The 24,818-nt window shown below is 57.1% G+C and carries 22 protein-coding genes; 16 read left to right on the top strand and 6 right to left on the bottom strand.

Annotated elements, in window-relative coordinates:
- The first annotated feature begins 13 nt into the window (after positions 1-13).
- Entirely contained in the window at positions 14-2,356 is a 2,343-nt protein-coding gene (locus SINAR_RS0129395) for a S9 family peptidase (protein WP_028002410.1), read from the top strand.
- A gap of 380 nt (positions 2,357-2,736) precedes the next feature.
- Here the strand turns inward: SINAR_RS0129395 and SINAR_RS0129400 are convergent, their stop codons facing one another.
- The 3 genes from SINAR_RS0129400 to SINAR_RS01000000134025 form a co-directional block, all read right to left on the bottom strand.
- The gene (locus tag SINAR_RS0129400) at positions 2,737-4,110 is read right to left on the bottom strand and encodes a glutathionylspermidine synthase family protein (RefSeq protein ID WP_028002411.1); all 1,374 of its coding nucleotides are present in this window, start codon (positions 4,108-4,110) and stop codon (positions 2,737-2,739) included.
- Between the two features lie 95 nt (positions 4,111-4,205).
- Positions 4,206-6,008: an IlvD/Edd family dehydratase gene (locus tag SINAR_RS01000000134020; protein ID WP_084617810.1), complete on the bottom strand. Its 1,803-nt coding sequence runs from the start codon at positions 6,006-6,008 to the stop codon at positions 4,206-4,208.
- Positions 6,008-6,946, bottom strand: coding sequence for a DMT family transporter (locus tag SINAR_RS01000000134025; protein ID WP_084617811.1), 939 nt, complete (start codon positions 6,944-6,946; stop codon positions 6,008-6,010). Before SINAR_RS01000000134025 ends, SINAR_RS01000000134020 begins: the two co-directional genes overlap by 1 nt.
- A gap of 771 nt (positions 6,947-7,717) precedes the next feature.
- Between SINAR_RS01000000134025 and SINAR_RS0129415 the strand changes: the two genes are divergently transcribed.
- The 14 genes from SINAR_RS0129415 (at position 7,718) to SINAR_RS0129480 (ending at position 19,687) form a co-directional block, all read left to right on the top strand.
- Complete coding sequence (locus SINAR_RS0129415) at positions 7,718-8,038, top strand: iron-sulfur cluster assembly accessory protein (protein WP_028002412.1); 321 nt, start codon at positions 7,718-7,720, stop codon at positions 8,036-8,038.
- Positions 8,039-8,157: 119 nt separating this feature from the next.
- Positions 8,158-9,333: a cysteine desulfurase NifS gene (gene nifS, locus SINAR_RS0129420; protein ID WP_028002413.1), complete on the top strand. Its 1,176-nt coding sequence runs from the start codon at positions 8,158-8,160 to the stop codon at positions 9,331-9,333.
- Positions 9,334-9,456: 123 nt separating this feature from the next.
- Positions 9,457-9,825 (top strand): nitrogenase stabilizing/protective protein NifW, encoded by a 369-nt coding sequence (gene nifW, locus SINAR_RS0129425; protein ID WP_028002414.1) that lies wholly within the window; start codon positions 9,457-9,459, stop codon positions 9,823-9,825.
- 194 nt (positions 9,826-10,019) lie between these two features.
- The gene (locus SINAR_RS0129430; RefSeq protein ID WP_028002415.1) at positions 10,020-10,871 is read left to right on the top strand and encodes an electron transfer flavoprotein subunit beta/FixA family protein; all 852 of its coding nucleotides are present in this window, start codon (positions 10,020-10,022) and stop codon (positions 10,869-10,871) included.
- A gap of 17 nt (positions 10,872-10,888) precedes the next feature.
- Entirely contained in the window at positions 10,889-11,998 is a 1,110-nt protein-coding gene (locus SINAR_RS0129435) for an electron transfer flavoprotein subunit alpha/FixB family protein (protein ID WP_028002416.1), read from the top strand.
- Positions 11,999-12,007: 9 nt separating this feature from the next.
- Complete coding sequence (locus SINAR_RS0129440) at positions 12,008-13,315, top strand: FAD-binding protein (RefSeq protein WP_028002417.1); 1,308 nt, start codon at positions 12,008-12,010, stop codon at positions 13,313-13,315.
- A 13-nt stretch (positions 13,316-13,328) separates the two neighbouring features.
- Entirely contained in the window at positions 13,329-13,622 is a 294-nt protein-coding gene (locus SINAR_RS0129445; RefSeq protein WP_028002418.1) for a ferredoxin family protein, read from the top strand.
- 185 nt (positions 13,623-13,807) lie between these two features.
- Entirely contained in the window at positions 13,808-15,445 is a 1,638-nt protein-coding gene (gene nifA / locus SINAR_RS0129450; RefSeq protein ID WP_028002419.1) for a nif-specific transcriptional activator NifA, read from the top strand.
- Positions 15,446-15,669: 224 nt separating this feature from the next.
- On the top strand, positions 15,670-17,151 hold the full coding sequence (gene nifB / locus SINAR_RS0129455) for a nitrogenase cofactor biosynthesis protein NifB (RefSeq protein WP_028002420.1): 1,482 nt from the start codon (positions 15,670-15,672) through the stop codon (positions 17,149-17,151).
- 34 nt (positions 17,152-17,185) lie between these two features.
- On the top strand, positions 17,186-17,380 hold the full coding sequence (locus SINAR_RS0129460; protein WP_028002421.1) for a 4Fe-4S binding protein: 195 nt from the start codon (positions 17,186-17,188) through the stop codon (positions 17,378-17,380).
- 75 nt (positions 17,381-17,455) lie between these two features.
- A complete protein-coding gene (locus tag SINAR_RS0129465; RefSeq protein WP_028002422.1) occupies positions 17,456-17,782 on the top strand; it encodes a nitrogen fixation protein NifZ in 327 nt (108 codons plus the stop codon).
- The gene (gene nifT / locus SINAR_RS0129470; RefSeq protein ID WP_028002423.1) at positions 17,779-18,009 is read left to right on the top strand and encodes a putative nitrogen fixation protein NifT; all 231 of its coding nucleotides are present in this window, start codon (positions 17,779-17,781) and stop codon (positions 18,007-18,009) included. Before SINAR_RS0129465 ends, nifT begins: the two co-directional genes overlap by 4 nt.
- 303 nt (positions 18,010-18,312) lie before the next feature.
- Positions 18,313-18,648, top strand: a complete 336-nt coding sequence (locus SINAR_RS1000000136920) for a hypothetical protein (RefSeq protein ID WP_150852042.1) — start codon at positions 18,313-18,315, stop codon at positions 18,646-18,648.
- Positions 18,638-19,687, top strand: coding sequence for an AbrB family transcriptional regulator (locus tag SINAR_RS0129480; protein ID WP_084617812.1), 1,050 nt, complete (start codon positions 18,638-18,640; stop codon positions 19,685-19,687). Before SINAR_RS1000000136920 ends, SINAR_RS0129480 begins: the two co-directional genes overlap by 11 nt.
- A 390-nt stretch (positions 19,688-20,077) precedes the next feature.
- On the opposite strand, the gene SINAR_RS0129485 is transcribed toward SINAR_RS0129480, so the two are convergent.
- The 3 genes from SINAR_RS0129485 to SINAR_RS0129500 all read right to left on the bottom strand — a co-directional run bounded on the left by SINAR_RS0129485 (position 20,078) and on the right by SINAR_RS0129500 (position 23,792).
- On the bottom strand, positions 20,078-21,100 hold the full coding sequence (locus SINAR_RS0129485) for an LLM class flavin-dependent oxidoreductase (RefSeq protein ID WP_028002426.1): 1,023 nt from the start codon (positions 21,098-21,100) through the stop codon (positions 20,078-20,080).
- A gap of 416 nt (positions 21,101-21,516) precedes the next feature.
- Positions 21,517-22,623: a histidinol-phosphate transaminase gene (gene hisC / locus SINAR_RS0129490; RefSeq protein WP_028002427.1), complete on the bottom strand. Its 1,107-nt coding sequence runs from the start codon at positions 22,621-22,623 to the stop codon at positions 21,517-21,519.
- A gap of 695 nt (positions 22,624-23,318) precedes the next feature.
- Positions 23,319-23,792, bottom strand: a complete 474-nt coding sequence (locus SINAR_RS0129500; RefSeq protein ID WP_028002428.1) for a DUF2867 domain-containing protein — start codon at positions 23,790-23,792, stop codon at positions 23,319-23,321.
- A 472-nt stretch (positions 23,793-24,264) separates the two neighbouring features.
- On the opposite strand from SINAR_RS0129500, the gene SINAR_RS0129505 reads away from it, so the two are divergent.
- Positions 24,265-24,714, top strand: a complete 450-nt coding sequence (locus SINAR_RS0129505) for a hypothetical protein (protein WP_028002429.1) — start codon at positions 24,265-24,267, stop codon at positions 24,712-24,714.
- Positions 24,715-24,818: the final 104 nt, after the last annotated feature.

Below are 24,818 nucleotides of genomic sequence, written 5' to 3' on the forward strand. Positions count from 1 at the left end.
GAGGTCAACAACCATGTACAAGATCGCCGCTTTAACGCTTGCGCTATGCATTCAAGGGGGAGCGGCACTCGCCCAGGCGCCGGTGAGCGAATCTGGCGCGGTGAATTCTCCGCTAGAGCCGGCCGATTTCGAGCGGGCGCTCACGATCGGCGATCGCTACGGCCGGCTCGCTGTCAATGTTCCCGATGGCCTTTTCTGGACAAACGAGGGCGAAGAGTTCATCTATCGCCGAACCACCCACGGCCGGCACGAGTTCATACTGGTCAATGCCGCCACGGGAGAGAAGCGGCCGGCCTTCGATCAGGTCCGCCTCGCGGCGGCGCTGAACAAGGCGAGCGGCCAGAGCTATGAGCCCGGCGATCTCCCGTTCACCCGTTTCGCCCTGACGGACGATGGTCGCAGGCTCGACTTCCTGATTAAACAGGGCCGTTGGAGCTGCAGCCTTGCGAGCTATGCCTGCACGTACACCAGCTTGGACCCAGCCGCTTCGCACTTTCGGCAGCTCAGGTACAACTACACGCCACCGGCACAGAATAATCCCGAGGAGAGGAGCCCGTCGCCCGACGGCAAATGGATCGCCTATATCAAGAACTACAATGTCTTCCTGCGCAGCAAGGATGGAACGCAGGATGTCCCGCTTAGCTGGGACGGGTCGGAGGGCGATTACTACGTCTTTTCGACGCTGAGCTGGTCTCCGGACTCTCGCCACATCGCGGCTTACCGCATTCGCCCGGGCTACAAGCGGGAGGTCAGCTATGTCAATTCGTCTACGACGAACCAACTCCAACCCGAGTATTCGTCAACAGTCTATCCCAAGGCAGGTGATGTCCTGCCGCTTCCGCAGCCGGTACTGTTCGACATTGCCAGCCGACGTCAGATCACGATCGACAATGCGTTATTTCCGAACCCTTTCCAGCTTTCCCCTCTCCGTTGGTGGGAGGATAGCCGCGGCTTCACCTTCGAATATAACCAGCGCGGCCATCAGCTCTATCGTCTGGTCGAGGTCGACGGCGCCACCGGTCGCGCGCGCTCCCTAATCGATGAGTCCAGCAAGACCTTCGTCGATTACCGGCCGCTGGTGAGGAACGAGCAGGATACCGGGAAGACCTTTCGTTACGATATCGGTGATGGGAAGGAGATCATCTGGGCGTCCGAGCGCGACGGTTACGAACATCTATACCTGTTCGACGGCCGGACGGGCGCGCTCGAGAATCAGATCACCCGCGGTGATTGGGTGGTCCGAGCAGTCGACTATGTCGATCCGATCAAGCGCGAGATCTGGTTCGAGGCGAGCGGGATGAACCCGGGGGAGGACCCCTATTTCGTCCACGCCTACCGAATCGGTTTTGACGGCAAGGGGTTGACCGAGGTGACACCTGAGCGCGGCAACCACAACATCGAGATGTCTCCCGACGGCCGCTATTATGTCGATCTCTGGTCACGCACCGATGTGCCTCCGCACATGGTGCTGTACCGCGCCAGCGACAATGCCAAACTGATGCAGGTCGAGACCGCCGATATTTCCGAGCTCCTTGCCGCTGGCTGGCATCCACCGGTCAGTTTCCATTCCAAGGGCCGGGACGACAAGACCGACATCTGGGGCGTCATTCACCTGCCAGCCGACTTCGATCCGAAGAAGAGGTACCCGGTGGTGGAGCACATCTATGCGGGGCCGACCGGCTCCTCCGTCCCCAAATCCTTCTCCACGTCGGTGGAGCCACTCACGCAACTAGGCTTCATAGTCGTTGAGATCGATGGCATGGGCACCAACAACCGCTCGCGCGCCTTCCACGATGTCACCTGGAAAAACCTGAAGGATGCGGGCTTTCCCGATCGCATCCTGTGGCACAAGGCGGCGGCGGCGAAGTTTCCGTGGTACGATATCTCCAATGTCGGAATTTTCGGCGCGTCCGCTGGGGGTCAAAATGCAGTTGGCGCGCTGCTTTTCCACCCCGAGTTCTACAAGGTCGCGGTCGCCAACAGCGGTTGCTACGACAACCGGATGAATCAAATGTGGTGGAACGAACTGTGGATGGGCTGGCCGGTCGGGATTGAATATCAGCAATCCTCCGACGTCGACAACGCCTACAGACTTCAAGGCAAGCTGATGCTTGTTGTCGGCGAAATGGACCAAAATGTCGATCCGTCCTCCACCTTTCAGCTTGCCGATCGACTCATCAAAGCGGGGAAAGATTTCGAAATGGTCTATGTGCCAGGTGCCGACCACGATGCTCCTGGCGCCTACAGCGAGCGAAAACTCCTGGACTTCTTCGTTCGCAACATTCTCGGGCAGAACCCACCCAACTGGAACGCTATACCGCTCGAACTGCCGAAGAACGAACCATGGCGACGCTGACAGCGACAGCTTCTGAGCGGAATGATCGGCAGAGCATGGGGCTTCTACTCACGCTGAAGCAAAACCGCCATGAAGCGTCTTAGAGGGTGCCGCTGGACAGCGCGAACGTCTCGTTCGCCACGCCAGCGGCACCATCCGTGCGCGTTGGTCGCAACTCCGCCCGAAAACGTGCGCCTTCCCCGGTTCACACACATCTGCGCTGTGACCGAACAAATCCGCGCCTCACAATCCGGCGCGGGATAATCGCCTCCCCATGCCGGCGACCACTGAGGGCCATACCCATCCGAATTTTCGCGATCACTCGCATACTGTCGGCTTTATCACTGGACCGAATAGCTTGACGCAGGGGATTGTCTCGGGGCGTATTGAGGTGGGACAATTTAGTCGATAGCGACCGGTAGCAGAACCCCGCTTCTCCCAACGTTCATCACGGGATCGAAGCTTGCGCGCGACTGAAAACCGGCTAGGCGGCCACCGAATACATAGCAGTCAATGCCATACGCCATTTTCTCGATCGACCGGCTTGGCGCGTGCAAAGCCGTAACGTCCCCCGGTCTGATGTACTCTTGAACAACGTACGGGTTGCGGGCGGCCCGGTCAATGTGTTCCTCCCATACATCGGAAGATGTGAAACGGCCAACCAAGACATCCTCGCCACGGCTCGCGTTAGAGGGCTTCAGAACAAGATTAGCCTTGTTCTGCCGGATGTAGCCGATGAGCTCGATCCTATCCCGTTCTGGGTCAGTCGTTGCTCCCGGTCTAACAACACGAGTCCATGGAACGTGTCGTGCAATCAGTTCGATCTGCTCGGCCGTAAAGTTCGAGCTGTAACGATCGTCGCTGAGTACAGCGAGGATCGCCTTGTCGGCTAACACCCACTGGGAGATCCAGGGGTTTATCGAAACCACATCTTGAGCCGCGCAGGCGTGTAGGTAATCGTCATGTTCCCTGGCTTCAATGAAGTCCCTGGCATCGAGTTTACTGTATATAAGCTCAATCACTTCGCCGTCCGGCCCGACAAGCCCACGAGGTGTTCGCTTGATCGCGCTAACATCCACCAACGCTGCTCTGGCGCCCGCGTGTCTTAGACCTCTCACAATCCAATCCACTTCATTTGCATATCGCCCGCGATAGTTGACTACGGCGGCAGTTCTGAGTTCGGTGCCGGTCACGGCTCGATAGGCAGACACCAACTCCTGGACAAAGCAGTTCGGATCCTTCGCGAAGGGCTGCTTGCTCACGTCCAGCGACAGACCACGTGTCAATGGATTGGGTATACGGCTCCAGATTTTTGCGGCCAGGCCGTTCTGAATAACGCCGCCAGGCGTCGTGGCATTCGTTTCAAGTATTTTATAGTAGCCGTCGCTGCCGAACAGGCCATCAAGTCGGCATATTGTTACAATGGGCCGATATTCCGGGAGACGAGTGATCCATTGCCGCAAATGTCTGTAGGCTGGGAATAGATCTTGAATGTCTTCATCACAGCAATAGAGCTCAGCGGCGACGTCGAGAAGCTTGACCAAGGCTTCAGCGGTAGCGCTGAGGTGATTTGCCAGATCGGAGGCTATCGCAAGCGGCCGGAGACATACGGGATACGCTCGGCCCTCAAGGTGGATGCCCGCCTCTGCAATAGCGTCGGAAAATTCATCCTGACCCCACCAGATCGAGCCTGGATCCGAAGTTGCGAGTTCGCAAACTCGGCGCTCTATTTGTGCATCCGCCTCGCTGATCGAGGGCAGTGTCGCAATTGTCATGATCAGCTCCTATGTGGTGGTCCGATCGGTATTTGAGTTTGCACGACCAGACAGATTGTTGGGCCAGCGCGAGTCTAGCTCTGCTAGCTATGCCGTCAGCCACTCAGCGAGCGGCCGCCGGCCGCCGACGAATCCATGTTCGTAGAGCGCCGCTGGTCGCGGCAGTTTCTGCCGTTTGTTGCTGACAGGACTTCCCTTGGCTTTGCACGCAGAAAATTGAAATCGCAGCCGTCTTCAGCTTGAAGCACTTCATCGAAATACAGCTTAGCGTATCCGCGCTCGACATGGGTGTGCGAAGGAGGCGTCCATTCGCAGCGGCGTCGCACGAGTTCGCTTTCATCGATCAACAATTCCAGCAGCCCCTCCTCTACATCAAGACGGATCAGGTCACCATTGCGAACAAGCGATAAGGGTCCACCCACGGCAGCTTCCGGAGACACGTGAAGAACAACTGTTCCAAAAGCTGTACCGCTCATGCGACCGTCCGAAATTCGCACCATGTCTTTGACGCCGGCGACGGCAAGTTTTCGAGGAATCGGCATACAGCCGACCTCAGGCATGCCGGGCCCGCCCTTTGGACCTGCATTTTGCAAAACGAGAATGTCGTCAGCGTTCACATCGAAGTCGGGTGCATCAATGCGGTCCGCCATGTCTTCAAGGGACGTGAAAACAACCGCGCGGCCGGTGTGCTTCAACAAGCCTGGAGTGGCTGCTGCCTGCTTGATGATCGCTCCTTTGGGGGCGAGGTTACCGCGCAGAACACGGATTCCGCCTCCGCGGTGAACCGGGTCTTCAATCGGGCGCACAACATCGTTCGGCCAGGAGGCAGGCTGCATTGCGATGTTTTCTCCGAGCGTTTTCCCGGTAACGGTTATGCATTCTTTATCGATGAGGTGATTGATTTCGCGCAATACGGCGGTCAGGCCGCCCGCCTTGAACAGATCCTCCATGTAGTGCTGACCTGAAGGTTTCAGGTCCACCAGTACTGGTATCTCTGCTCCGATTTGATCGAGTTCTTCGAGATTGAGATCGAAACCAAGACGTCCCGCAATAGCCGCGAGATGGATGACGCCATTCGTCGATCCGCCCAACGCCTGCAAAACCCGTAGAGCGTTTTCAAGGGAGTTTCTCGTCATGATCTGAGACGGCCGCAGTTTTGCCGATGCCAGCATGACGGCACGTTCTCCCGTTACCTCGGCATGGCGAAGACGATCGGCATGGACAGCGGGAATGGCCGCACCGCCGGGCAACATCATGCCCATGGCCTCGCTGACAAGGGCCATCGTGCTTGCGGTCCCCATAACCATGCACGTGCCGGGCCCAGGAGCAAGTTTGTTTCCGATCTCCTCTATCTCCAGCTCGTCGAAAACACCGGCACGATGTTGGCCCCAGAAGCGCCGACAATCCGTGCAGGCGCCGAGGCGCTCGCCCTTATGGCTTCCCGTGATCATTGGCCCCGCCACGGTAAGGATCGCGGGCAGGTCCACGCTGGCTGCCCCCATGAGCAAGGCGGGAACTGTCTTGTCGCACCCGCCGATCAGAACGACTGCGTCCATCGGTTGAGCGCGCACCAATTCTTCAACATCCATCGCCATGAGGTTGCGGAGATACATACTGGTGGGATGCGAGAAGGCCTCATGCACCGAAACAACGGGAAATTCGATCGGCAATCCGCCCGCCAGCATCACGCCACGTTTGACCGCCTCTATGATGGCGGGCACAGAGCGGTTGCACGCGTTATATCCGGAAAATGTGTTGGTGATGCCAATGACCGGCCGCTCAAGCGCTTTATCCGAATAGCCCATCGCCTTGATGAAAGCTTTTCGCAGGAACAGCGAGAAGCCGGCATCACCGTAATGTGTCAGTCCTTGCTTTAGGCCGTTGAGCGCGTCGGCCATCAGGTGAACCTTTCAGGTCTTGGTTCTTGTCGTGGCTCAGCCTCACGATTTGGCATCGTTGCCAAATGGCTTCTTCGCACTGCCAAACGGTATTCTCGCCAAACTGTAAACAGACCAGCTCCGACTACGATGGCTGCGCCGGCCGCCATGTTCCACGACACAGTTTCACCAAAAAAGACGGACGCCACAATCACGCTCAAGACGAGTTGGAGGTACGTGAGGGGCTGGACCTCGCCTGCGTTGAGAAGCCCGTAAGCCCTGATGAGAAAAAAGTGGCTGAGAGCACCGTAAACGCTCAATGCCGTCATTGCAGGCCAGTCCGCCATATGTATAGGCGTCCAATAGAACAGTCCCACAGATGTTGCCGCCAGAGCTCCTCCGATACCGGCATATAAGACACTTGTCACGGCGGAGTCATAGTGACTGACCGCACGCGTGGCGATCCCATAGAGCGCGTACAAAAGACTAGCAGCCAGGGGAAGCATGAACTGGGTACCGAAATGAGCGTTCACCGGGTTTAGAAGCACCAGAACTCCAGCCAAGCCGACAACGACAGCGACACCGCGACGCCAACCGACTTTTTCCCCGAGTAACGGCACCGACAGAACGGTGACTATCAGTGGTGTCGCTTGGTATATCGCCTGGCTCATCGCTAGCCCAGCAATCGTGTAAGCGTAGACGATGACAACGATGTTGCTTGCTAGAAGAACACCGCGGAGCAACTGCAGAATTGGTCGCGGCGTGAATAAGGCGCCTCGCAGGCCCCCCGGAGAGAATGCAGCAAGAACCGTCACAAACGCCGCAAACGCCCAAAAGCGGATCATTGTCACTATAATTGCCGGATACTTCTCAACGAGCAGCCTGGAAAAGCCGTCCTGACCGGCAAATAGTATCACCGCCAAAAGGACATAAAGGTAGCCTGGCCTTTTGTCTTGCATGATTGGACTCACTCGTAGGCAACCCGTCGACACCCGAACCTGTCACTTCGAAGGGACAACGGCCACGGTCGATGTCCTGCCTGCCGCGATCTGCGCGACCCAGAAGCATCGATGGACTGGCGGCACTGCGTCCAACGGAAGTTTCAAAGTTCATGCCACTTTCAGTGGCGGCAGCAGCAATTCAATTCGCGCGAATTTTCAGCTACTTAGGCATAAACATAAAAAAATTGGGTGAAGTAGCGCTGTGTCACCAAATCGGCAAAGCCGACATGAGTGTCGGATGGCATCGATGGTGCCGACCATGGACGGACCCACCTGCCCTTGACGATCGCGCGCCTGATTTGCTGCCGGAGAGAACGCACGGCCGGCTGATTTTGGCCGTGACTACTAGGTGACATGACCGCATTATATCTGGTCGCCCGCAGGTTCGGCTGTTCTCTTCCTATCAGTGCCGAGGTGCACCTTACCTCGACGACAGTGCGATCTGCCCCGAGAGGATGGAGAAGCGCAGGAGTTGTTCCACTAGGGATGGAGCAGAGCCGACTGGTGCCGCGTCGCTGTTTAAGCGAAGACCGGGAATAGACCTCGATGCGCGCGCATTCGGAGAGCCTCAAACGAACTCGGCTAGATCAACTTGCCAATGTCGCAACTGCGACTGTGTCGTACATACGACATAGCCGTTTTGAGCAAGTCATTGATACGGCGCGGTTTTCTCCTTGGCACACTAGGTGCATCGTCCGCAAGCAACTCGGAACCAGGAGAAACGAACCTATGATAACGCTCACCGACAGTGCCATTGCCGCAGTAAAGTTTGCGCTTTCCCAGGCTTCCGAGCCGGCGAATGGGTTGCGCATCAAAGTGCAAGCGGGCGGCTGCTCGGGTTTCAAATACCACCTAGGTTTGGAAAACGAATCACGCGACGGTGATGCTGTCATTGAGGCGGGTGGGGTTAAAGTATTCCTGGACCCAGACTCTCAACCTCATGTCGGCGGCATGACTGTGGATTTCACCACGGCTGTCAATTCCCCCGGATTCATCTTCGACAATCCCAACGCACGTGAGAACTGCGCCTGCGGGAAGTCTTTCGGCTGATCGCCGAAAACAGAGGGAACCAGAATGCGAGGTCATCACGAGAAGAATCAAGCAAGACGCTGCAATGCTCAGGTCTCAGCGGGGTTGCTGCGTAATTTCTTAGGCGGAGGGCGGCATCCTTGAAGCGCGTCTATCTCGACAACAACGCAACGACACGCGTCGATTCCGAAGTCCTCCAGGCGATGCTGCCGTTCTTTACGGATCACTTCGGCAATCCTTCGTCGATGCACGACCTTGGCGACGTTGCTAGCGCAGCGATGAAGACAGCCCGCCAGCAACTGCAAGCTCTGATCGGTGCCAAGTTCGACCATGAGATCATTTTCACGTCGGGCGGGACCGAAAGCAACAATACGGCGATTCTTTCGGCTCTGGGCGTGATGCCTGGGCGGACAGAGATCATCACGTCAGCGGTCGAACATCCGGCGGTGCTGACGCTCTGCGCGCACCTTGAGAAAACAAGTGGAATCAAGGTGCACAGGATTCCGGTGGATCAACATGGCCGGCTTGACCTTGACGCCTATCGGATAGCCCTCACCCACCGTGTGGCAATCGTCTCAGTTATGTGGGCGAACAACGAGACGGGAACGATCTTCCCTGTGGCTCACCTTGCTGAGGGGGCCAAGGAAGTGGGCGCAATTTTCCACACCGACGCAGTGCAGGCGGTCGGCAAGCTACCGATGGACCTGAAATCGACTGCGATCGACATGCTGTCGGTCTCCGGCCACAAGTTCCATGGGCCCAAAGGTGTCGGTGCCCTCTACATAAAAAGCGGCGTACCTTTTGACGCACTCCTCAAGGGGGGACACCAGGAGCGCGACCGACGGGCGGGCACAGAGAACACTCCCGGGATAGTAGGTTTAGGCAAGGCGGCTGAACTTGCTTTGGAGTGTATGGATGAAGAAAACACACGGGTAAAATCGCTTCGCGATCGATTGGAGAAAGGACTTCTCGAGCGTATCCCCAAAACCTCCGTCAATGGCGATCCGCTGGCGCGGTTACCAAATACCACAAGCGTCACCTTCGGTGGGACTGTCGGCGAAGCTATACAGTTGCTGCTCAACCGCATCGGCGTGGCTTGCTCCTCCGGCTCCGCCTGCAACTCCGGTTTCCAGATGCAGAGCCATGTTCTAGAGGCCATGAACATACCTCTCACTGCAGCACTCGGAGCAGTGCGCTTCTCCTTTTCACGATTCAACTGCGAGGAGGATGTTGATCAGGTACTTAAGGTTATACCCGGAATCGTGAAGAAATTGCAGGGCTCGTATCCGGCTCCTGTCTGGTGGGCGAAAAGCTGAGGATGAACAATCAGCGAGCCCGTCCGTCTATCTTTTCATAGACACAAATGGAGAAGGCCTGCCGGAACCACGGTCCAGCAAAAGCCGGGGCCAACTCGTAGTTTGGGATTATAGGAGAATGCAATGACTTGTGATCGCGAGGCCCTCTCCGGTGATGTCACCGACATTGTCGCACGGCTAAAGAGCTTGTCGGCTGCCGAGGATTTCTTCGAGACCCTTGGCGTTTCCTATGAGCCGAAGGTGCTCGATGTCTCAAGGCTCCACATCATGAAGCGCATGGGACAGTATCTGGCGGAGGAGGACATTTCCGGTCATAGCGCCCGTGCGGCCGTCGCCCGTGCGCGCGATGCGCTCGAGCGCGCCTACGCCGATTTTGCGACCTCTTCGCCGCTTTCACGTCGGGTGTTCAGGGTCCTTCAGCAACACGACCCCACTAGAACTGCCGCGCCAGGCCAGACCTTTGTGCCGTTGGATACCGTCCTGAAGTCATGAAAAAGCGACACGCTTGGCTGGGTTACGACACGATCGTGTCCCTTGTCCGACAAGATTGTCAGAGGTCCGATTATTCGGAAAACGAACAACCCTCAGAAATCCAGTGGTTACCAAAAATCATGAGGTTGGCATGGTTGGTGCTTTGAAGAGACAAAACCGCCATGCACAACATGCGATCGGAGCTAAAGAGACCCATGCACATCGTAGTTTGTATTAAGCAGGTACCGGACTCAGCGCAGATACGCGTCCATCCGGTGACGAACACGATCATGCGCCAGGGCGTGCCGACCATCATCAACCCTTACGACCTGTTTGCTCTCGAAGAGGCTCTCAAAGTGCGTGACTACCATGGCGGTGACGTCACGGTGCTCACCATGGGTCCGCCAATGGCAGAGGACGCACTGCGCAAGGCGCTCACTTATGGCGCAGACCGAGCGGTACTCCTGACTGACCGTCACTTTGCCGGCTCCGACACTTTGGCGACTTCGTTCGCTCTTTCGCAGGCAATAGCGCAGATCGGCAACAGCTTTGGCACGCCCGATATCGTCTTCACGGGCAAGCAGACGATCGACGGCGACACAGCCCAGGTCGGCCCTGGAATAGCCAAGCGCCTGAACTTGGTGCAACTGACCTATGTCGCAAAAATCGCTTCCATTGATCTCAGCGCGCGCACAATCACGGTCGAGCGTCGCTCGGAAGGCGGCACGCAGGTCCTGAAGAGCGAGTTGCCTTGCCTCATCACGATGCTAGAAGGCACCGCTGCCATCCGCCGCGGCTCACTTGAAGACGCCTTGCGCGCCGCGCGCAGCGAGATCGTCAAGTGGAATGCGGCGGAAGCCGGTATCGAAGACATCACCAAATGCGGGCTGCGTGGTTCACCGACAGTGGTTAAGCGGGTCTTCGCCCCTACTCCGCGAGCGGAAAAGGCGACGCAAATCGACACCGCCGAAAAGACGGTGCGCGACGTAGCTGATGAACTGGTCACTTCCATTTTCACCCACCAGCCGGCGCTGGAACACGAGCTCTCCTCTACTGGTAGCGCGTGAGCAGATAGGAGCAGATTATGGGAACTCAAAAAAGTAAGGCATCGCCTCCCGCCGGCGGCCGCGCCGATACGAAGAAAAAGCTGCCTGAGCGTTTCCGGGACTACCGGCACGTCTGGGTTTTTCTGGAGCTAGAGCGCGGTCAGGTCCATCCCGTCTCATTCGAGCTTCTTGGCGAAGGCCGCAGACTAGCTGACCAACTGGGCGTTCAGCTTGCAGGCGTTATTCTCGGGCCGCCGGGAGACTCTACCCAGCATGCCGTTTCTGAGGCCTTCGCCTATGATGCGGACCTGGTCTATCTCGTCGAGAAGCCGCTTCTCACCGATTATAGAAACGAGCCTTTCACCAAAGCACTGACAGATCTCGTCAATAAATATAAACCCGAGATTCTGCTTCTGGGGGCGACGACACTGGGAAGAGACCTCGCCGGTTCCGTCGCGACGACACTGCTGACGGGGCTCACAGCCGACTGCACTGGGCTTGATGTGGATGCGGACGGTTCGCTCGCAGCCACCCGGCCGACATTCGGCGGCTCGTTGCTCTGCACGATCTATACGCTCAACTGCCGTCCCCAGATGGCAACTGTGCGACCAAGGGTCATGCGCATGCCGCAGCGGTCAAACAAGCCGATCGGACGGGTAATCCGGCATGACTTGCGGATGTTGGAGGATGAGATCGTCACGAAAGTGATCGATTTCCTATCCGACGGCCAGTCGGAGAACGCCAACCTCGCCTATGCGGATGTGGTAGTTGCAGGGGGGCTTGGACTCGGCGCTCTTGAGAACCTGCAGCTGCTGAAGAACCTCGCGCAAACGATCGGAGGTGACTATGGCTGTTCTCGACCGCTAGTGCAAAAAGGATGGCTGGCGGCCGATCGGCAGATCGGCCAAACCGGCAAGACGATCAGGCCGCGGCTCTATATAGCGGCTGGAATATCAGGTGCAGTGCAACATCGCGTTGGCGTCGAAGGAGCTGATCTCATAGTCGCTATCAACACCGATCCGAACGCGCCGATCTTCGACTTCGCCAATGTCGGTGTTGTCGCCGATGCGATCAGTTTTCTGCCAGCGTTGACGGAAGTTTTCATCAAACGGTTGGCACCGCGCAATCCTATGAGACTCGTGAACTGAGGTAAGGCTATGACTGTGGAAAAGTTCGACGCCATTGTCGTCGGTGCCGGTATGTCTGGAAACGCAGCCGCTTACACGATGGCAAGCCGCGGCCTAAAGGTGTTGCAGTTGGAGCGCGGAGAGTACCCTGGCTCCAAGAACGTCCAAGGCGCCATCCTCTACGCCAATATGCTGGAGACAATCATTCCAGATTTCCGCGATGACGCACCTCTTGAGCGGCACCTGGTCGAGCAGCGATTTTGGGTAATGGACGACACGTCACACACCGGAATGCACTATCGGTCTGACGACTTCAATGAGCCGGCGCCAAACCGTTACACGATTATCCGAGCCCAGTTCGACAAGTGGTTTTCACGGAAAGTGCGCGCGGCTGGCGCGATAGTTTTGTGCGAGACGACGGCGACGGAGCTGGCTCTCGATGCTGACGGCAAGGTGATAGGCGTCCACACCGATCGAGAGGGCGGTATCATCCATGCGGAAGTGGTTGTTCTCGCCGAAGGCGTGAACGGCCTGCTCGGCACGAGAGCAGGATTTCGTAAGGTACCGAAACCCGAAGCCGTGGCACTCGCTGTCAAGGAAATGCATTTCCTGCCGGAAGAGGTCATCGCTGAGCGCTTCGGCCTTAGCGGCGATCAAGGCTGCGTTATTGAAGCGGCGGGGACAATCTCGCGCGGAATGGCCGGATTGGGATTCCTCTATACCAACAAGGAATCTATCTCGCTCGGGATCGGCTGTCTTGTATCCGATTTCGCAGCGACTATGGAAAGACCATACGCTCTTCTTGAGGCCTTCAAGGGCCATCCCTCAATCAGGCCGCTACTTGCAGGCTCGGAGATTAAGGAATATGCGGCGCACCTCATTCCGGAGGGTGGATTCAAGGCAATTCCGCAGCTCTTTGGGAACGGCTGGGTTGTGGTCGGCGACGCGGCGCAGCTCAACAACGCCGTGCATCGAGAGGGCTCGAACCTCGCGATGACGTCGGGTCGCATTGCCGGCGAAGCGATCGCCATGGTCAAAAGCCGAGGGCGCCCGATGACCAGCGAGAACCTCTCCCTTTACAAGGCCATGCTTGACAAATCCTTCGTCGTGAAAGACCTTAGAAAATACAAGGATATGCCCGCCCTAATCCATACGAATTCACGGAATTTTTTCATGACCTACCCTCAGCTGCTGTCGCAGGCGGCGCAAAATTTCGTTCGCGTCGACGGTACACCCAAGATCGAGAAGGAAAGAGCGACCACGGCCGCTTTTGTTAAGGCGCGTTCGCGATGGGGACTGGTCAGCGACGCGGTCCGCTTGGCACTGGCCTGGCGCTAAAGGGAGAAGTGGTATGACAACTTCACTCGTTCGCATCGAGGACAAGCTTTACCAGAACCGCTACCTGGTGGACACAGGGCGTCCGCACATCAAGGTGCGGCAGCATCAGTCTCCGAGCTCAAACCTGCTCGCGCTGACCCTTGTCTGCCCAGCGAATTGCTATGAGGTGAATGAAGACGGCGAAGTAGAGATTACTGCTGACGGATGCATGGAGTGCGGTACATGTAGAGTCCTGTGCGAAGAGAGCGGTGACATTGATTGGAGCTATCCGCGAGGTGGATTTGGTGTGCTCTTCAAATTTGGCTGAATGCCATCTTCTGTCTAACAAGACGGGTAGGTTCATGGAGTTCTCAAGTGCAAACGTAAGCACTTTATCATATTAGCATGGCGGCATTTTCTCGTTGGGAACCATAAGCCGTCCCGTATGACGCTTAGGGTGTTTCCCCGCAAGAATGGGCTCGATGAGTTATGCCTGAACCATCCGCTACAACCATGGACAAACGGGATTTGGGGACCAGCGGTCTCTACCGGATCTCGAAGGCCTTGATCACTTCAGCCAGCCTTGAGATCAAGCTTGCCAATGTGATGAACACCCTCCCCGCACTTCTGCCAATGCGGCGCGGAGCAATTGTCGCTCTGAACGCTGATGGAGAGCTCGAAACAACTGCAACGTTTGGGTTTGAGCAGGCATCATCAGGGGCTCGCTACCTTCCGGCGAAGGCTGCAATAGACAGAATCGTCGCAAAAGGTTCGCCGCTAGCCTTCCCGGACGCTTGCAAGTCGGACCTGTTCCAGGATGAGCTTCAAAGCCTGTTGAGCGGCACTGGCCAAGTCACCTTCATTGGTGTCCCGATGAAGGTTAATCAAGAAACGCTCGGAACGTTATGGATCGACCGCGCCAACGATGGCGGGACTCTTGAAAAAGAGGTGCGTTTCCTGTCCCTGGTCGCCAACCTTGTCGCGCAGGCGATTCAACTGGATCGCCACCAGAGCCGCGATGATCAGCCCATCATGGACGAGGAAGGAGCACGCAAGAAGAATTCAGGCGACAGGGAACTTCCCGAACCTGCGCGACAGCGGCCAGCAAAAATCGATTGGATTGTCGGGGAAAGCCCTGCGCTAAAGGAGGTGGTTGAAATTGTCGGAGTCGTTGCAAGAACCAATTCTGCGGTGCTTCTCAGGGGCGAAAGCGGCACTGGCAAGGAATTCTTTGCAAGAGCGATCCATGAGCTTTCACCTCGCAGAAAGAAGCCCTTCGTGAAGTTGAACTGCGCTGCACTGTCTGGAAGCGTCCTGGAATCGGAACTGTTTGGACATGAAAAGGGCTCCTTTACAGGAGCCATCTCTCAGCGCGCAGGCCGTTTCGAACTGGCGGATGGCGGAACGTTGCTGCTTGATGAGATCGGCGAGATTTCGCCGGCCTTTCAAGCGAAACTGTTGCGCGTCTTGCAGGAAGGTGAGCTCGAGCGGGTCGGCGGCACAAAAACGCTCAAAGTGGATGTTCGACTCATATGCGCCACCAACAAAAACCTGGAGACGGCAGTCGCGGATGGGGAATTCAGGGCCGACCTTTATTACCGAATCAATGTGGTGCCCATATTTTTGCCGCCTCTCCGGGAGCGAAAGGGGGATATTCCACGCCTTGCTAGGGTTTTCCTCGACCAATTCAACAAGGAAAACAATCGCGATCTCACTTTCTCGCCGGCTGCACTCGATCTTTTGTCAAAGTGCTACTTTCCCGGGAACGTCCGAGAGCTCGAAAACTGCGTCCGCAGGACCGCCACTCTCGCGCGCTCGAGGACAATCGAGCCATCAGATTTCTCCTGCCAGAATGGTCAGTGCGTATCTTCAATGCTCTGGACGGGCGCCAACCGTCCGCATGACGGGCATACGTTCAATGGGCTGGCCATGAGTAGAAGTTTGTCGGTCGAATCGCCGGTCAGCCTCGGTTACTCCAACGGTCCTGACGGCTTAGCGGCGACACCACACATAACGGACCGCGAGCTGCTAATCAGTGCGATGGAGAAGGCCGGCTGGGTTCAGGCGAAGGCAGCTCGGATCCTCGGCCTCACACCGCGGCAAGTCGGCTATGCTTTGCGCCGGCATCGTATACCGGTGAAGAAAATCTAAGGTCGGTGAGCCCACTTAACGTGGGCGTGGCGAACCCTCTTCCTCAGGGCACGCGGGTCTATTGTCCAATTTGGCCGCTTCCTGTCGCGACTTCGACAAAACTGCGTCGGAGCATTGGCCTAAATCGAACACGCAACGCCAACCCCTTGAAATTCCCCATTTTATTGAGTTGGCACAGCGCTTGCACTTCCGACAACGACCTTACTCACCAGTGGAGCTGTTCGATGAGTGCACCGATAATTTCGCTTGAAAGCCTGACCAACACGACATCCTCTGGGCAGTTGCTGACAACCGCGAAATCCGGTGGCTGCGCATCCTCCTCCTGCGGTTTGCCCTCGAGGCCAGCCGAGATGGATTCGGCCACCTGGGAGAAGATCAAGGATCACCCTTGCTTTTCGGAGGAGGCGCACCACTATTTCGCGCGTATGCACGTCGCAGTAGCGCCAGCGTGCAACATCCAATGCAATTACTGCAATCGCAAATATGACTGCGCCAACGAAAGTCGGCCTGGCGTCGTGTCGGAAAAGCTGACACCGGACCAGGCGCTGCGCAAGGTGATTGCGGTCGCCAACGAAGTGCCGCAGCTTTCCGTTCTCGGCATCGCAGGTCCGGGCGATGCTTGTTACGACTGGAAGAAGACAAGGGCGACTTTCGAACGTGTCGCTCGGGAGATCCCCGATATCAAGCTATGCATTTCCACCAATGGACTCGCCCTGCCGGAGCATGTCGACGAGTTGGCGGAAATGAACGTCAGCCACGTGACAATCACCATTAACATGGTCGACCCCGCAGTCGGCGAGAAGATCTATCCCTGGATCTTTTATGGTCATCGCCGCTACACCGGCATGGATGCTGCCAAAATCCTGCATGAGCAGCAGATGTTGGGACTTGAGATGCTGACCGAACGCGGCATCCTCACGAAGATCAATTCGGTGATGATCCCCGGCGTTAATGACCAGCACCTGATCGAAGTCAACAAATGGGTCACCGAGCGCGGCGCGTTTCTGCACAACGTCATGCCGCTGATTTCAGACCCAGCACACGGGACCTGGTTTGGCCTGACCGGACAGCGCGGCCCAAACGCGTTCGAACTGAAGGAGCTTCAGGATCGCCTCGAAGGCGGGGCTAAGCTGATGCGCCACTGTCGACAGTGCCGCGCAGATGCAGTCGGCCTGCTCGGCACTGATCGTGGCCAGGAGTTCACGCTTGACGAGATCCCGCTCGAAATTGCCTACAACGGTGGCAAGCGTCATGCCTATCGGGAGGTGGTCGCACGCATACGCGATGACCATGTAGCGGCCAAGAACCAGGCGATCACAACTCTTGGGTCAGTGAGCGCGCGCGGGACGCTTCAAGTGGCTGTTGCGACCAAGGGTGGCGGACGCATCAACGAACACTTCGGTCATGCGAAGGAGTTCCAGATTTATGAGGCATCGCAAGCAGGGATTAAGTTCGTGGGACACCGCAAAGTCGAGCCGTATTGCCATGGCGGCTGGGGCGAGGATGCGAACCTCGTTGGCATCATCGCTGCACTCGAAGGCATAGACATCGTGCTGTGCGCTAGGATCGGAGATTGCCCCAAGAATAAACTCATAGAAGCCGGGATCCGGGCAACGGAGGCCTTTGGCTATGATTACATCGAAACCGCGATCAGCGCTCTTTACGCCACTGAGTATGGCGACGACCTATCGCAGGCAACGGCTTGAGCTCGCCTATCCAGCCCCAATCAGGAGTTAATTAATGGCCTTCAAAATCATCGCATCTCAATGCACCCAATGCGGCGCCTGCGAGTTCGAATGCCCTTCCGGCGCCATCGAGTTCAAGGGCGAGAACTACGTGATCAACCCTGACAAGTGCACCGAATGCGAGGGAGTTTACGAGTTACAGCAATGCGCCTCTGTATGTCCGATGCCGAAGACCTGCGTACCGGCTTGAGTCCGGTTCGAAACCGGTCGCGTGCGCGGCCGGCATCGGTTTTCCCTGGTAACTCTAACAGTGGAGGGAATGGCGATGGGTGCTCGACGCGAAGAGGAGGTCGAAATCCACAATCCCCCACGATTTGTGCCGGGTGAGAGAGTTTATGCCACACGCCACATAAAAAATGACGGCACCTATCCGGGGAAGGAAATCGGAGAACGCCTCGTCAGGAAAGGCGACACGGGCTTTGTGCGCGATGTAGGCACGTTTCTCCAGCAGTTCTACATCTATGCCGTCGAATGGATTGATCGCGGCATCGTTGTTGGAATGCGTGAGCGTGAACTGAGGAGCCTCGATGAGGCCTCAACCTGGAAAACTAATGAATGCGCCACTGGCGTCAACGAAGGAAAAGCCAGATGAAAGTAACGATCCGCAGAAGCGGCAGCGGCTTGTCAGCGTATGTTCCCAAGAAAGATCTCGAAGAGCCGATCGTCAAGGTTGAGAACGAAGGCCTCTGGGGCGGTTTTGTGGTGCTCAGAAATGGCTGGCGGCTCTCACTGCCCGACCTTCCGGAAGACACCCGCCTACCCGTAACCGTCGAGGCAAGGAAGATCGTGAATGATGCCGCGCAAGAGGAAACATCATGAATACAACACTGGCTTGCGCGCGTGTTATCGTTCGGAACAGCCATGACGAACACGACTTGACCCGGCGCGGATGAACCTGTGGCCTTGAACGGTTCGACAGCACTGTTGACTCCGATCTCCTTGGCGCCTTGTTACCATCTTGCCTTGGAGCATCCGTTCCCCTTCGCCGCCGGTGCGCCATTCGCAAGCATAACGACCCGCCGCAGCGCGTCTGCCGGTCGAAGGGCCGCCAAAATCACCTCGGCGCAATCGGCCCCGCGGGAGCCTGCGCGACGCCCGAGCCCGCCAAGGAAGGAGCCCACCATGACTGCTGCAAAGGCAGGTATCCTGCGCACTGGGGAACTGAAGTCTGCGATCGGCGCGCCGATTGGCACACGCGAAGGTTCGACCAGCATGATCAAGGGCATCACCGTTTTCGGCCTTGGCGCTCCAATCGGGCTGCACAAGCGTAATTGCGACGATAACGTGATGGTTGCCGACGCCAAGCGATCGCAAACATCGGGGCCTTCTGGTTTGTTCCAAACGATGCGGCGGCGTCACTGCTCATCAAGCCGCTCGGCAATGCAATGGATGCGTTTTGGTCGCGCACCAAACGACAAACAATCCGAGGCCGTGACGACTATGGCCGATGATGCTTAAGAAGGGTGCGCCAGTTGCCAAATTTGCCGGGACACTCGCGCTGGGCGCGCTTGGCGGCTGGTTGATGCGGCATTTAGATATGCCGCTCGCCTGGCTCAACGGCGCGATCATCGCGACAGGCTTGGGTGCGCTGTTCAGGTTGCCGGTGGCGATTCCACCCTTCGCTCGAGCGCCAGTGACCGCTGCGATCGGTGCCATGCTCGGCACGTCGTTCTCGCCTGCGATGTTCGAGCATGCCGGTTCATGGCTGTTGTCGCTCAGTGGTCTGGCGGTGTTCATCGCGGCCGAGGGCGCACTGGTCTACATCTACTTCCGGCGCATCGCCGGGTTCGACCACCCCACGGCCTACTTTGCGGCAATGCCCGGAGGTCTCGTCGGCATGGCGACACTCGGCCTGGAACGTGGCGGCGACGAGAAGATGATCGCGCTCGCCCAGGCCGCCCGGATCATCTTAGTGACACTTGCCTTGCCGTTCCTGATTCGGAGCGTCACCGGAGTTGCGCCGGATCTTTCCGGGGCGGCCGCTTTCATTCCGCTCTCAAGCGTCCACACTAATGACGTTCTGTGGTTCTCCGTGGCTGTTTTGTTTGGCGTGGCTGCCGGGATATTGCTGCGCCTGCCAGCGCGCTACCTGCTCGGTCCCATGTCGGCAAGTGCCATCTTGCATCTCATGGGAATGACGCAATTCGTGCCGCCGACTGCCGCACGCGCCGTGGCGCAGGTCGTCATCGGAGCGACCATCGGCTGCCGTTTCGCAATGGCGCCGCCGAGAAAGATCGTGGAAGTGATCGGCCTGTCGTTCGGGTCTACAATCCTGCTTCTGTCGGTGACGCTAGCCTTCGCGGGCGCTATCTCCTTCCTCACAGGAGACCGGTTCACCGCTCTCATACTCGCCTACTCGCCGGGAAGTGTCGCAGAAATGAGCCTCATTGCTTTGTCGCTCGGGGTCGAGATCCCGTTCGTCGTAGTCCATCAGATCGTTCGTCTCTTTCTTGTCGTAGGAGGAGCGGCGGCCGTGTTTCGTTGGATGAAGCGCTAAAGACTTCGGCATTGCCTTGGTATCGCTATGTAGTTTCACGTGGTAGCTCAAATGGGCGGGCCGTGCGGATGGTGGATGGGTGACACCTTCGCCCGCGCCCTCCCCAATCCTGACGCGCGAGCAGACTTGGAGCGCTCACGGGCATAGCTCGGGGCGGCCGTCGGGTAATGGGCCATCACATCCGCGCTGTTTTCGTTCAGATAAGCCTCTCCTTGGGACACCCCTCGTGTCGTCAATTCGCTGCTTTAATGCGGCGTTCCGGCGGATCAGTTTTGATCTCATCCGTTCAAACAAGGATGCGAGAGTTGCGGTTGCCTTGGTCCAATCCAGCTCACTGCCGCAGCACGAGGCGGGTAGCGAAATACTTGATTTCGTCGGGCACCATGGCACTCAGCCAACCATTAATTCAGATTGAATGGTCATTGCGGTGTAGAGCGAAGCATCCAAAGGCAAATCCCCGAAGGCGACCTGACATAGGAGATAGTTGGCGCCCGCCTCTTCCAGCTGATCAAGCAGAGCTCGTCGCACAAAAGCCGCCGTTCCAACCACACACAATTCACTTTCGATTGCTGCATCGAAGGTCGGGGGCAGATTTGGTGGAACTGGAACCGCGTTGAGGTCGTACAGGAATTTGAAACTTTTAAGCCATCGTTCATATGCAGGAGCCGCAAGCGAGTAGGCATGAGTTGCAGACTGCCCGACCACAATCATGCGAAGCAAGCCGAGAAATGACGCTTGGTTGTTCGCGTCAGTGTTGTGTCCTTCCTCGGAGCGGAAAGCATCAGTAATCTTGCGAACAATCGAAGCGGGTCCCACACACGCGATATTTGCGCCGTTTGCAGCGGCCCAGCGCGCGGACTCGGATCGGCTGGTGGCGACCCAGATCGGCGGGTGCGGACGTTGATGAGGGCCCAAGGTCAAAGGGACATCGTTTAACTCAAAATGGTGGCCACTGTAGGAAAGAGTGCCGCCTCTCATCGCCTCCAGTAGGATTTCACTGGCTTCGAGATAACGTCCTTGCACCGCGTCCGCATCAACTCCGAAGTAACTTAGCTCGACCGGAAGAGAGCCGCGCCCTATGCCTAACTCGGCCCTGCCGCCGCTCAAATGGTCAAGCATGCAGATCTCCTCAAACGCACGCAGCGGATGACAAAGGCTAAGCAGCATGACAAGGGGACCAAGACGAAGTTGGCAGGTGCGCTGTGCGACGCTCGACAAGAACAGATTCGGCGATGGGCCTCTCCCATGCGGCGAACAATGGTGCTCCGCTAGGTGGTAAGCATAAAAGCCGAGCCGATCACACGCTTCCGCTAGGCTGAGGCGGTCTGCGTATTGCCGTGCAATGGCGCTACCGTCCTCGTCCAAATGGTCGAATATGCCGAAAGCTAGATTTGAAGGAAGGGCTTTTCTCATTCTACCGTCTCCGACTTTGTCCCGGGAGCCCGGACCTTGATCCAAGCGAAATAGGACTTGGGGCCTTTCTTGGCCGAACATCACGCCCCGCTGCCTTTGGGTGCCGCCGTCGAAAGCTTCAAGCTGACGACATTACGGGCACACTTCCTTGCATGATCGGCTATTGCTCAACACCTCTTCAGTACTCCTGCCGACGAAGACCTCCTGGCTCCAGCGGTCTTGGTCAGGTTGTGCAGTTTGAATGGAGGGACGCCTTGACCTCCGACTCGTGCAAGCGCCGGCTATGCAGCTTGGCTTGCTCCTCGAGGGAGTGGGTGGGCTGGTCAACGCTGTGAGGAGATTATTCTTGTAGTCGTTGCTCTCTGTCCTGTTGCCGCCGTCTTTTCGCACGCGCAAAAGAGCAAAGCCTGAAGCTGCTATACGGCCGATCTTCGAGACATCTCAGCTCCCGAAATGTCATCGACCGCCGCAAGGAACGCATCCATTTGTGATTTTGTCCCGATGCTAACGCGAATGCAATTTTCCAAACCTTTGTCAGGAAGGACAGCGACGAGTATCTTTTTCCGTCTCAGGCAAGTCTGCCACCAAGTGCCGTCTCGTCCTGCTGGCACACGCGCCAGTAAGAAGTTCGCATGAGAGGGAGTTACAGAGAACCCAAGCTGCGACAGCGCGAGGCGCACGCGCTCTCGCTCGTACTTGATATGTCTGTGGTTCTCATCGTAGGCAGCGCGGTTGGCAAGGATACTGACGCCGACCGCATGGCCGATCACATTCATGTTGAACAGGTTCTGCATATTGCGCAGCCTCCCTATAACCTCAGGATGACCGAAGCCGAAGCCAACGCGAATGCCGGCTGCCGCATAGCTCTTCGAAAGCGTTCTTAAGACCAGAAGGTTCGAATAGCGGTTAATCAGACGCAGAGCGCTGTCGGGCGCAAAGTCCACATAGGCTTCATCCAGTACGATCAACCGATCAGATTGTGCGACGAGGCCTTCAATATCCGCAACGGGGACAAATGTTCCGGTGGGGTTGTTCGGATTAGCCAGCAGAATGAACTTGGCCTCCTTTACAGGACCGAAAAGCAATTTGTTTATCGGCAACAAGCAGGATTCGCCCCATTTGATTTCTATCAATCGAGCGCCTTGCAGCAGAGCGAGCTTGCAGTTGTATGCAAAGCCAGGGGACAACATGGCGACGCTGTCACCCGGATCAAGGAATGCCTTATATATGAGCGAAAGAAGTTCGGACGATCCGTTACCGGCGATCACCTGATCCGTGGAAAGATTATATGACGCCGCAGCGGCTTCCCTCAAGCTGGTGTTGTCATCCTCTGGGTACAGATACTGTCGCTCGAGAGCCGCAAGAGCGCTCTGCATTACCGCTGCTGGCAATGCAAATGGATTCTCATTTGTGTTTAGCTTGACACACCCGGCATCTGGTGCCGGACTGGAGGGAAGCGAATTCAGCTGTCTGTGCACTGCCGAAAGTGAAGAAAGTACGCTTTGCAATTTTGCATCAGACATATTTTCTACCTTTCAGTCGCAGAGGGCAGTCGTGCTTTTCCTGGCGTAAACTTGATGGCGTTTCCTCTATTACAGTCCTATAGCTTAGTAAAATCGTTTGTTTGCATCGCAGCTATTGATGTCACGGATACGGAGATGAACGATTGGGACTACGATTACTCATATGGTGAGCTCGAAGCCGGCCGGGGGCTCTTCATGAGCGCGCCTGGGCCGAGCGCCCTAGTCTCGGAGTTATGGTCTCAAACGCCGACACCTAGGCTTTGGGTGGCGTGACTGGCTGACTTGTGGTGCACCCACGGGGAAACGATCTCATGGTAGTGCTTCTGGCCCCCTGCAGCGACGTGGCGCGCGGCCCCGACGTTCGCCATTGCCTTGCGGTCGCTACGCCGCTTTGCGGCGGCTTGTGATCACAAAATCGCGAAAGCCGCGTGGACGAATTGAATCAGGGTTTCGGCTTTTGGATCTTATTGAGCTTTGCCACGAACCAGAATGATCGGGTCGTTTTCATGATGCGCTGGTAGAGCGGCCGGCCGATGCGTTTCGGCGTTTTTAGATTAGCAAGAAGGACAGCGTATGGAGGCGCTTCGGCTGCCGGAGCAAGGCGGAGGTTTCTGAGGCCTGCTTCTAATCGCGCGTCGCTTTCCGGCTGGGCAATGTTCGTCCGGCGTCGGGTATCCACTTCTCCGTGAAGTTTTTTAGCCGGGTCGTTCAACCGCTGTCAGCAAGGACGGGATAATCGCCTTATGGAAGGGAATGGCAGCGGCAAGATAGAGCCAGCCCATGAAACTCCTGCAGCGCACCAGCGTGGTCATGCCGACAATCTGGCCATCAGCCGGCCCTTCACCGACCTCCACGACCAGGCGAAAAAGCAGGTGGCGGTCATCATAGCCGAATACTGTCTGGCGGTCGTCGCTGTGCATGAGCGGGAGGCTGGCGACCAGGTCGGAATGCCTCGTATCCGCGGTTGCGCTCAGGCCGAACAAAGGCACGAGGCGGTTTCGAAATCTCAGAAGGCTTCGCACCCAGCGGGGTGCACTTCCAAGCACTCGCCACGCCGCCTCAGCCGCTGTTATCCGTTCAGCCAAGACTAGGACTTCGTAGCGATCAGCCCAATCTGCTCCTGGGAGCCAAGAATTCGGCAGTCTTACGGCGGCCCTTCGTGGTCTCATGAGCGCTCACCTTTCGCCCTTCCGGTTCCGCCGATCAGGGCCGCTACTGTGCGTTTGACCTACCACATTTTTGCGCAGGAAGGCGGTGCGAGATAGCGGACCGCTCGCCGCAGTTCAGGGCCATTTGTCGCACAGGTGTGATGCGGACGGAAACAGCGACAGCAATCGTGGTCTGTACGTCCGGCGGCGGCTTCAAGGTGCTGAGCCGTGAAATGCAGTACGCAGGCTTAGTAGCGGCTGCGGTACAACTGAGACATGACGAGCGGGCACCTATCTGGGGCACCGGGGGCTCAAGTCCACTTTTGCTGAGCCGCGAGGAACTCGTGGCTCATCCACAGCGCGAATGCATGCCATTAAAACAATCGATTTTGCTTATCTCGCGGAATGGGATAGCCAAGCACCTGACTTGCACCAATCGCAGCTCGATCGGGTTGACCCGCGTGAGAGCGCTTCCACCGCGGGACGGAGTAAGATGGAGAATGTAGTTTACCTATTGGATCCGGAAACGGCGCTCTTTCGAGCTGTTGAGCTTGTCGGCGCCATCAGCGTTAAGCCGATCGGTGACTTGCTCGGTTGCAAGCTCACTCAAATGGTCCGCTTTGATGAGTCGCATTGGCTATTTGTAGATGCGGAAGGACTGCGGGAAGGGCTAACAGCCTTCACCATGTTTGGCCGATACCCACAGCCTCTTGGTGGGAAAATCGCTCTTGCCGGAACTGACGGAAGCGAGTCATATCATTCTCCATCGATAGATATTGGCGACGCTGCTGCACATTTCCAGTGCTGCCGACCGGTCATCGATCCGGTTTTTGTCACAGATGATAATGTGCAGTCGAAGGGCCTTATCCCTGCAGGCGCCTTGGAGGATTTAAAAGTACGAATTGAGAGGCGCCGCCCTATGCCCGTACATGGAAGCGCCTGAGATACGCGATCCCGGAGAATAGCACTCCAGCATCATCCCAGAGACGTTCGCCGCGAAGCTCGCGGCGAAGCAATCAGTATGAATTTCCAGGAAACGATTCATCT

It is taken from the genome of Sinorhizobium arboris LMG 14919, from assembly GCF_000427465.1.
In the GTDB taxonomy this organism is placed as follows: domain Bacteria; phylum Pseudomonadota; class Alphaproteobacteria; order Rhizobiales; family Rhizobiaceae; genus Sinorhizobium; species Sinorhizobium arboris.

What these genes read in the sequence shown, in the direction of transcription:
- SINAR_RS0129430 (WP_028002415.1), top strand. Translation starts at nt 10,020, where the DNA reads ATGCACATCGTAGTTTGTATTAAGCAGGTACCGGACTCAGCGCAGATA.
- SINAR_RS0129435 (WP_028002416.1), top strand. Translation starts at nt 10,889, where the DNA reads ATGGGAACTCAAAAAAGTAAGGCATCGCCTCCCGCCGGCGGCCGCGCC.
- SINAR_RS0129465 (WP_028002422.1), top strand. Translation starts at nt 17,456, where the DNA reads ATGGGTGCTCGACGCGAAGAGGAGGTCGAAATCCACAATCCCCCACGA.
- SINAR_RS0129445 (WP_028002418.1), top strand. Translation starts at nt 13,329, where the DNA reads ATGACAACTTCACTCGTTCGCATCGAGGACAAGCTTTACCAGAACCGC.
- nifA (WP_028002419.1), top strand. Translation starts at nt 13,808, where the DNA reads ATGGACAAACGGGATTTGGGGACCAGCGGTCTCTACCGGATCTCGAAG.
- SINAR_RS0129505 (WP_028002429.1), top strand. Translation starts at nt 24,265, where the DNA reads ATGGAGAATGTAGTTTACCTATTGGATCCGGAAACGGCGCTCTTTCGA.
- nifT (WP_028002423.1), top strand. Translation starts at nt 17,779, where the DNA reads ATGAAAGTAACGATCCGCAGAAGCGGCAGCGGCTTGTCAGCGTATGTT.
- nifW (WP_028002414.1), top strand. Translation starts at nt 9,457, where the DNA reads ATGACTTGTGATCGCGAGGCCCTCTCCGGTGATGTCACCGACATTGTC.
- SINAR_RS0129485 (WP_028002426.1), bottom strand. Translation starts at nt 21,100, where the DNA reads ATGAGAAAAGCCCTTCCTTCAAATCTAGCTTTCGGCATATTCGACCAT.
- SINAR_RS0129480 (WP_084617812.1), top strand. Translation starts at nt 18,638, where the DNA reads ATGATGCTTAAGAAGGGTGCGCCAGTTGCCAAATTTGCCGGGACACTC.
- SINAR_RS0129440 (WP_028002417.1), top strand. Translation starts at nt 12,008, where the DNA reads ATGACTGTGGAAAAGTTCGACGCCATTGTCGTCGGTGCCGGTATGTCT.
- SINAR_RS0129415 (WP_028002412.1), top strand. Translation starts at nt 7,718, where the DNA reads ATGATAACGCTCACCGACAGTGCCATTGCCGCAGTAAAGTTTGCGCTT.
- nifB (WP_028002420.1), top strand. Translation starts at nt 15,670, where the DNA reads ATGAGTGCACCGATAATTTCGCTTGAAAGCCTGACCAACACGACATCC.
- SINAR_RS1000000136920 (WP_150852042.1), top strand. Translation starts at nt 18,313, where the DNA reads ATGACTGCTGCAAAGGCAGGTATCCTGCGCACTGGGGAACTGAAGTCT.
- hisC (WP_028002427.1), bottom strand. Translation starts at nt 22,623, where the DNA reads ATGTCTGATGCAAAATTGCAAAGCGTACTTTCTTCACTTTCGGCAGTG.
- SINAR_RS0129395 (WP_028002410.1), top strand. Translation starts at nt 14, where the DNA reads ATGTACAAGATCGCCGCTTTAACGCTTGCGCTATGCATTCAAGGGGGA.
- SINAR_RS01000000134020 (WP_084617810.1), bottom strand. Translation starts at nt 6,008, where the DNA reads ATGGCCGACGCGCTCAACGGCCTAAAGCAAGGACTGACACATTACGGT.
- SINAR_RS01000000134025 (WP_084617811.1), bottom strand. Translation starts at nt 6,946, where the DNA reads ATGCAAGACAAAAGGCCAGGCTACCTTTATGTCCTTTTGGCGGTGATA.
- SINAR_RS0129500 (WP_028002428.1), bottom strand. Translation starts at nt 23,792, where the DNA reads ATGAGACCACGAAGGGCCGCCGTAAGACTGCCGAATTCTTGGCTCCCA.
- SINAR_RS0129460 (WP_028002421.1), top strand. Translation starts at nt 17,186, where the DNA reads ATGGCCTTCAAAATCATCGCATCTCAATGCACCCAATGCGGCGCCTGC.
- SINAR_RS0129400 (WP_028002411.1), bottom strand. Translation starts at nt 4,110, where the DNA reads ATGACAATTGCGACACTGCCCTCGATCAGCGAGGCGGATGCACAAATA.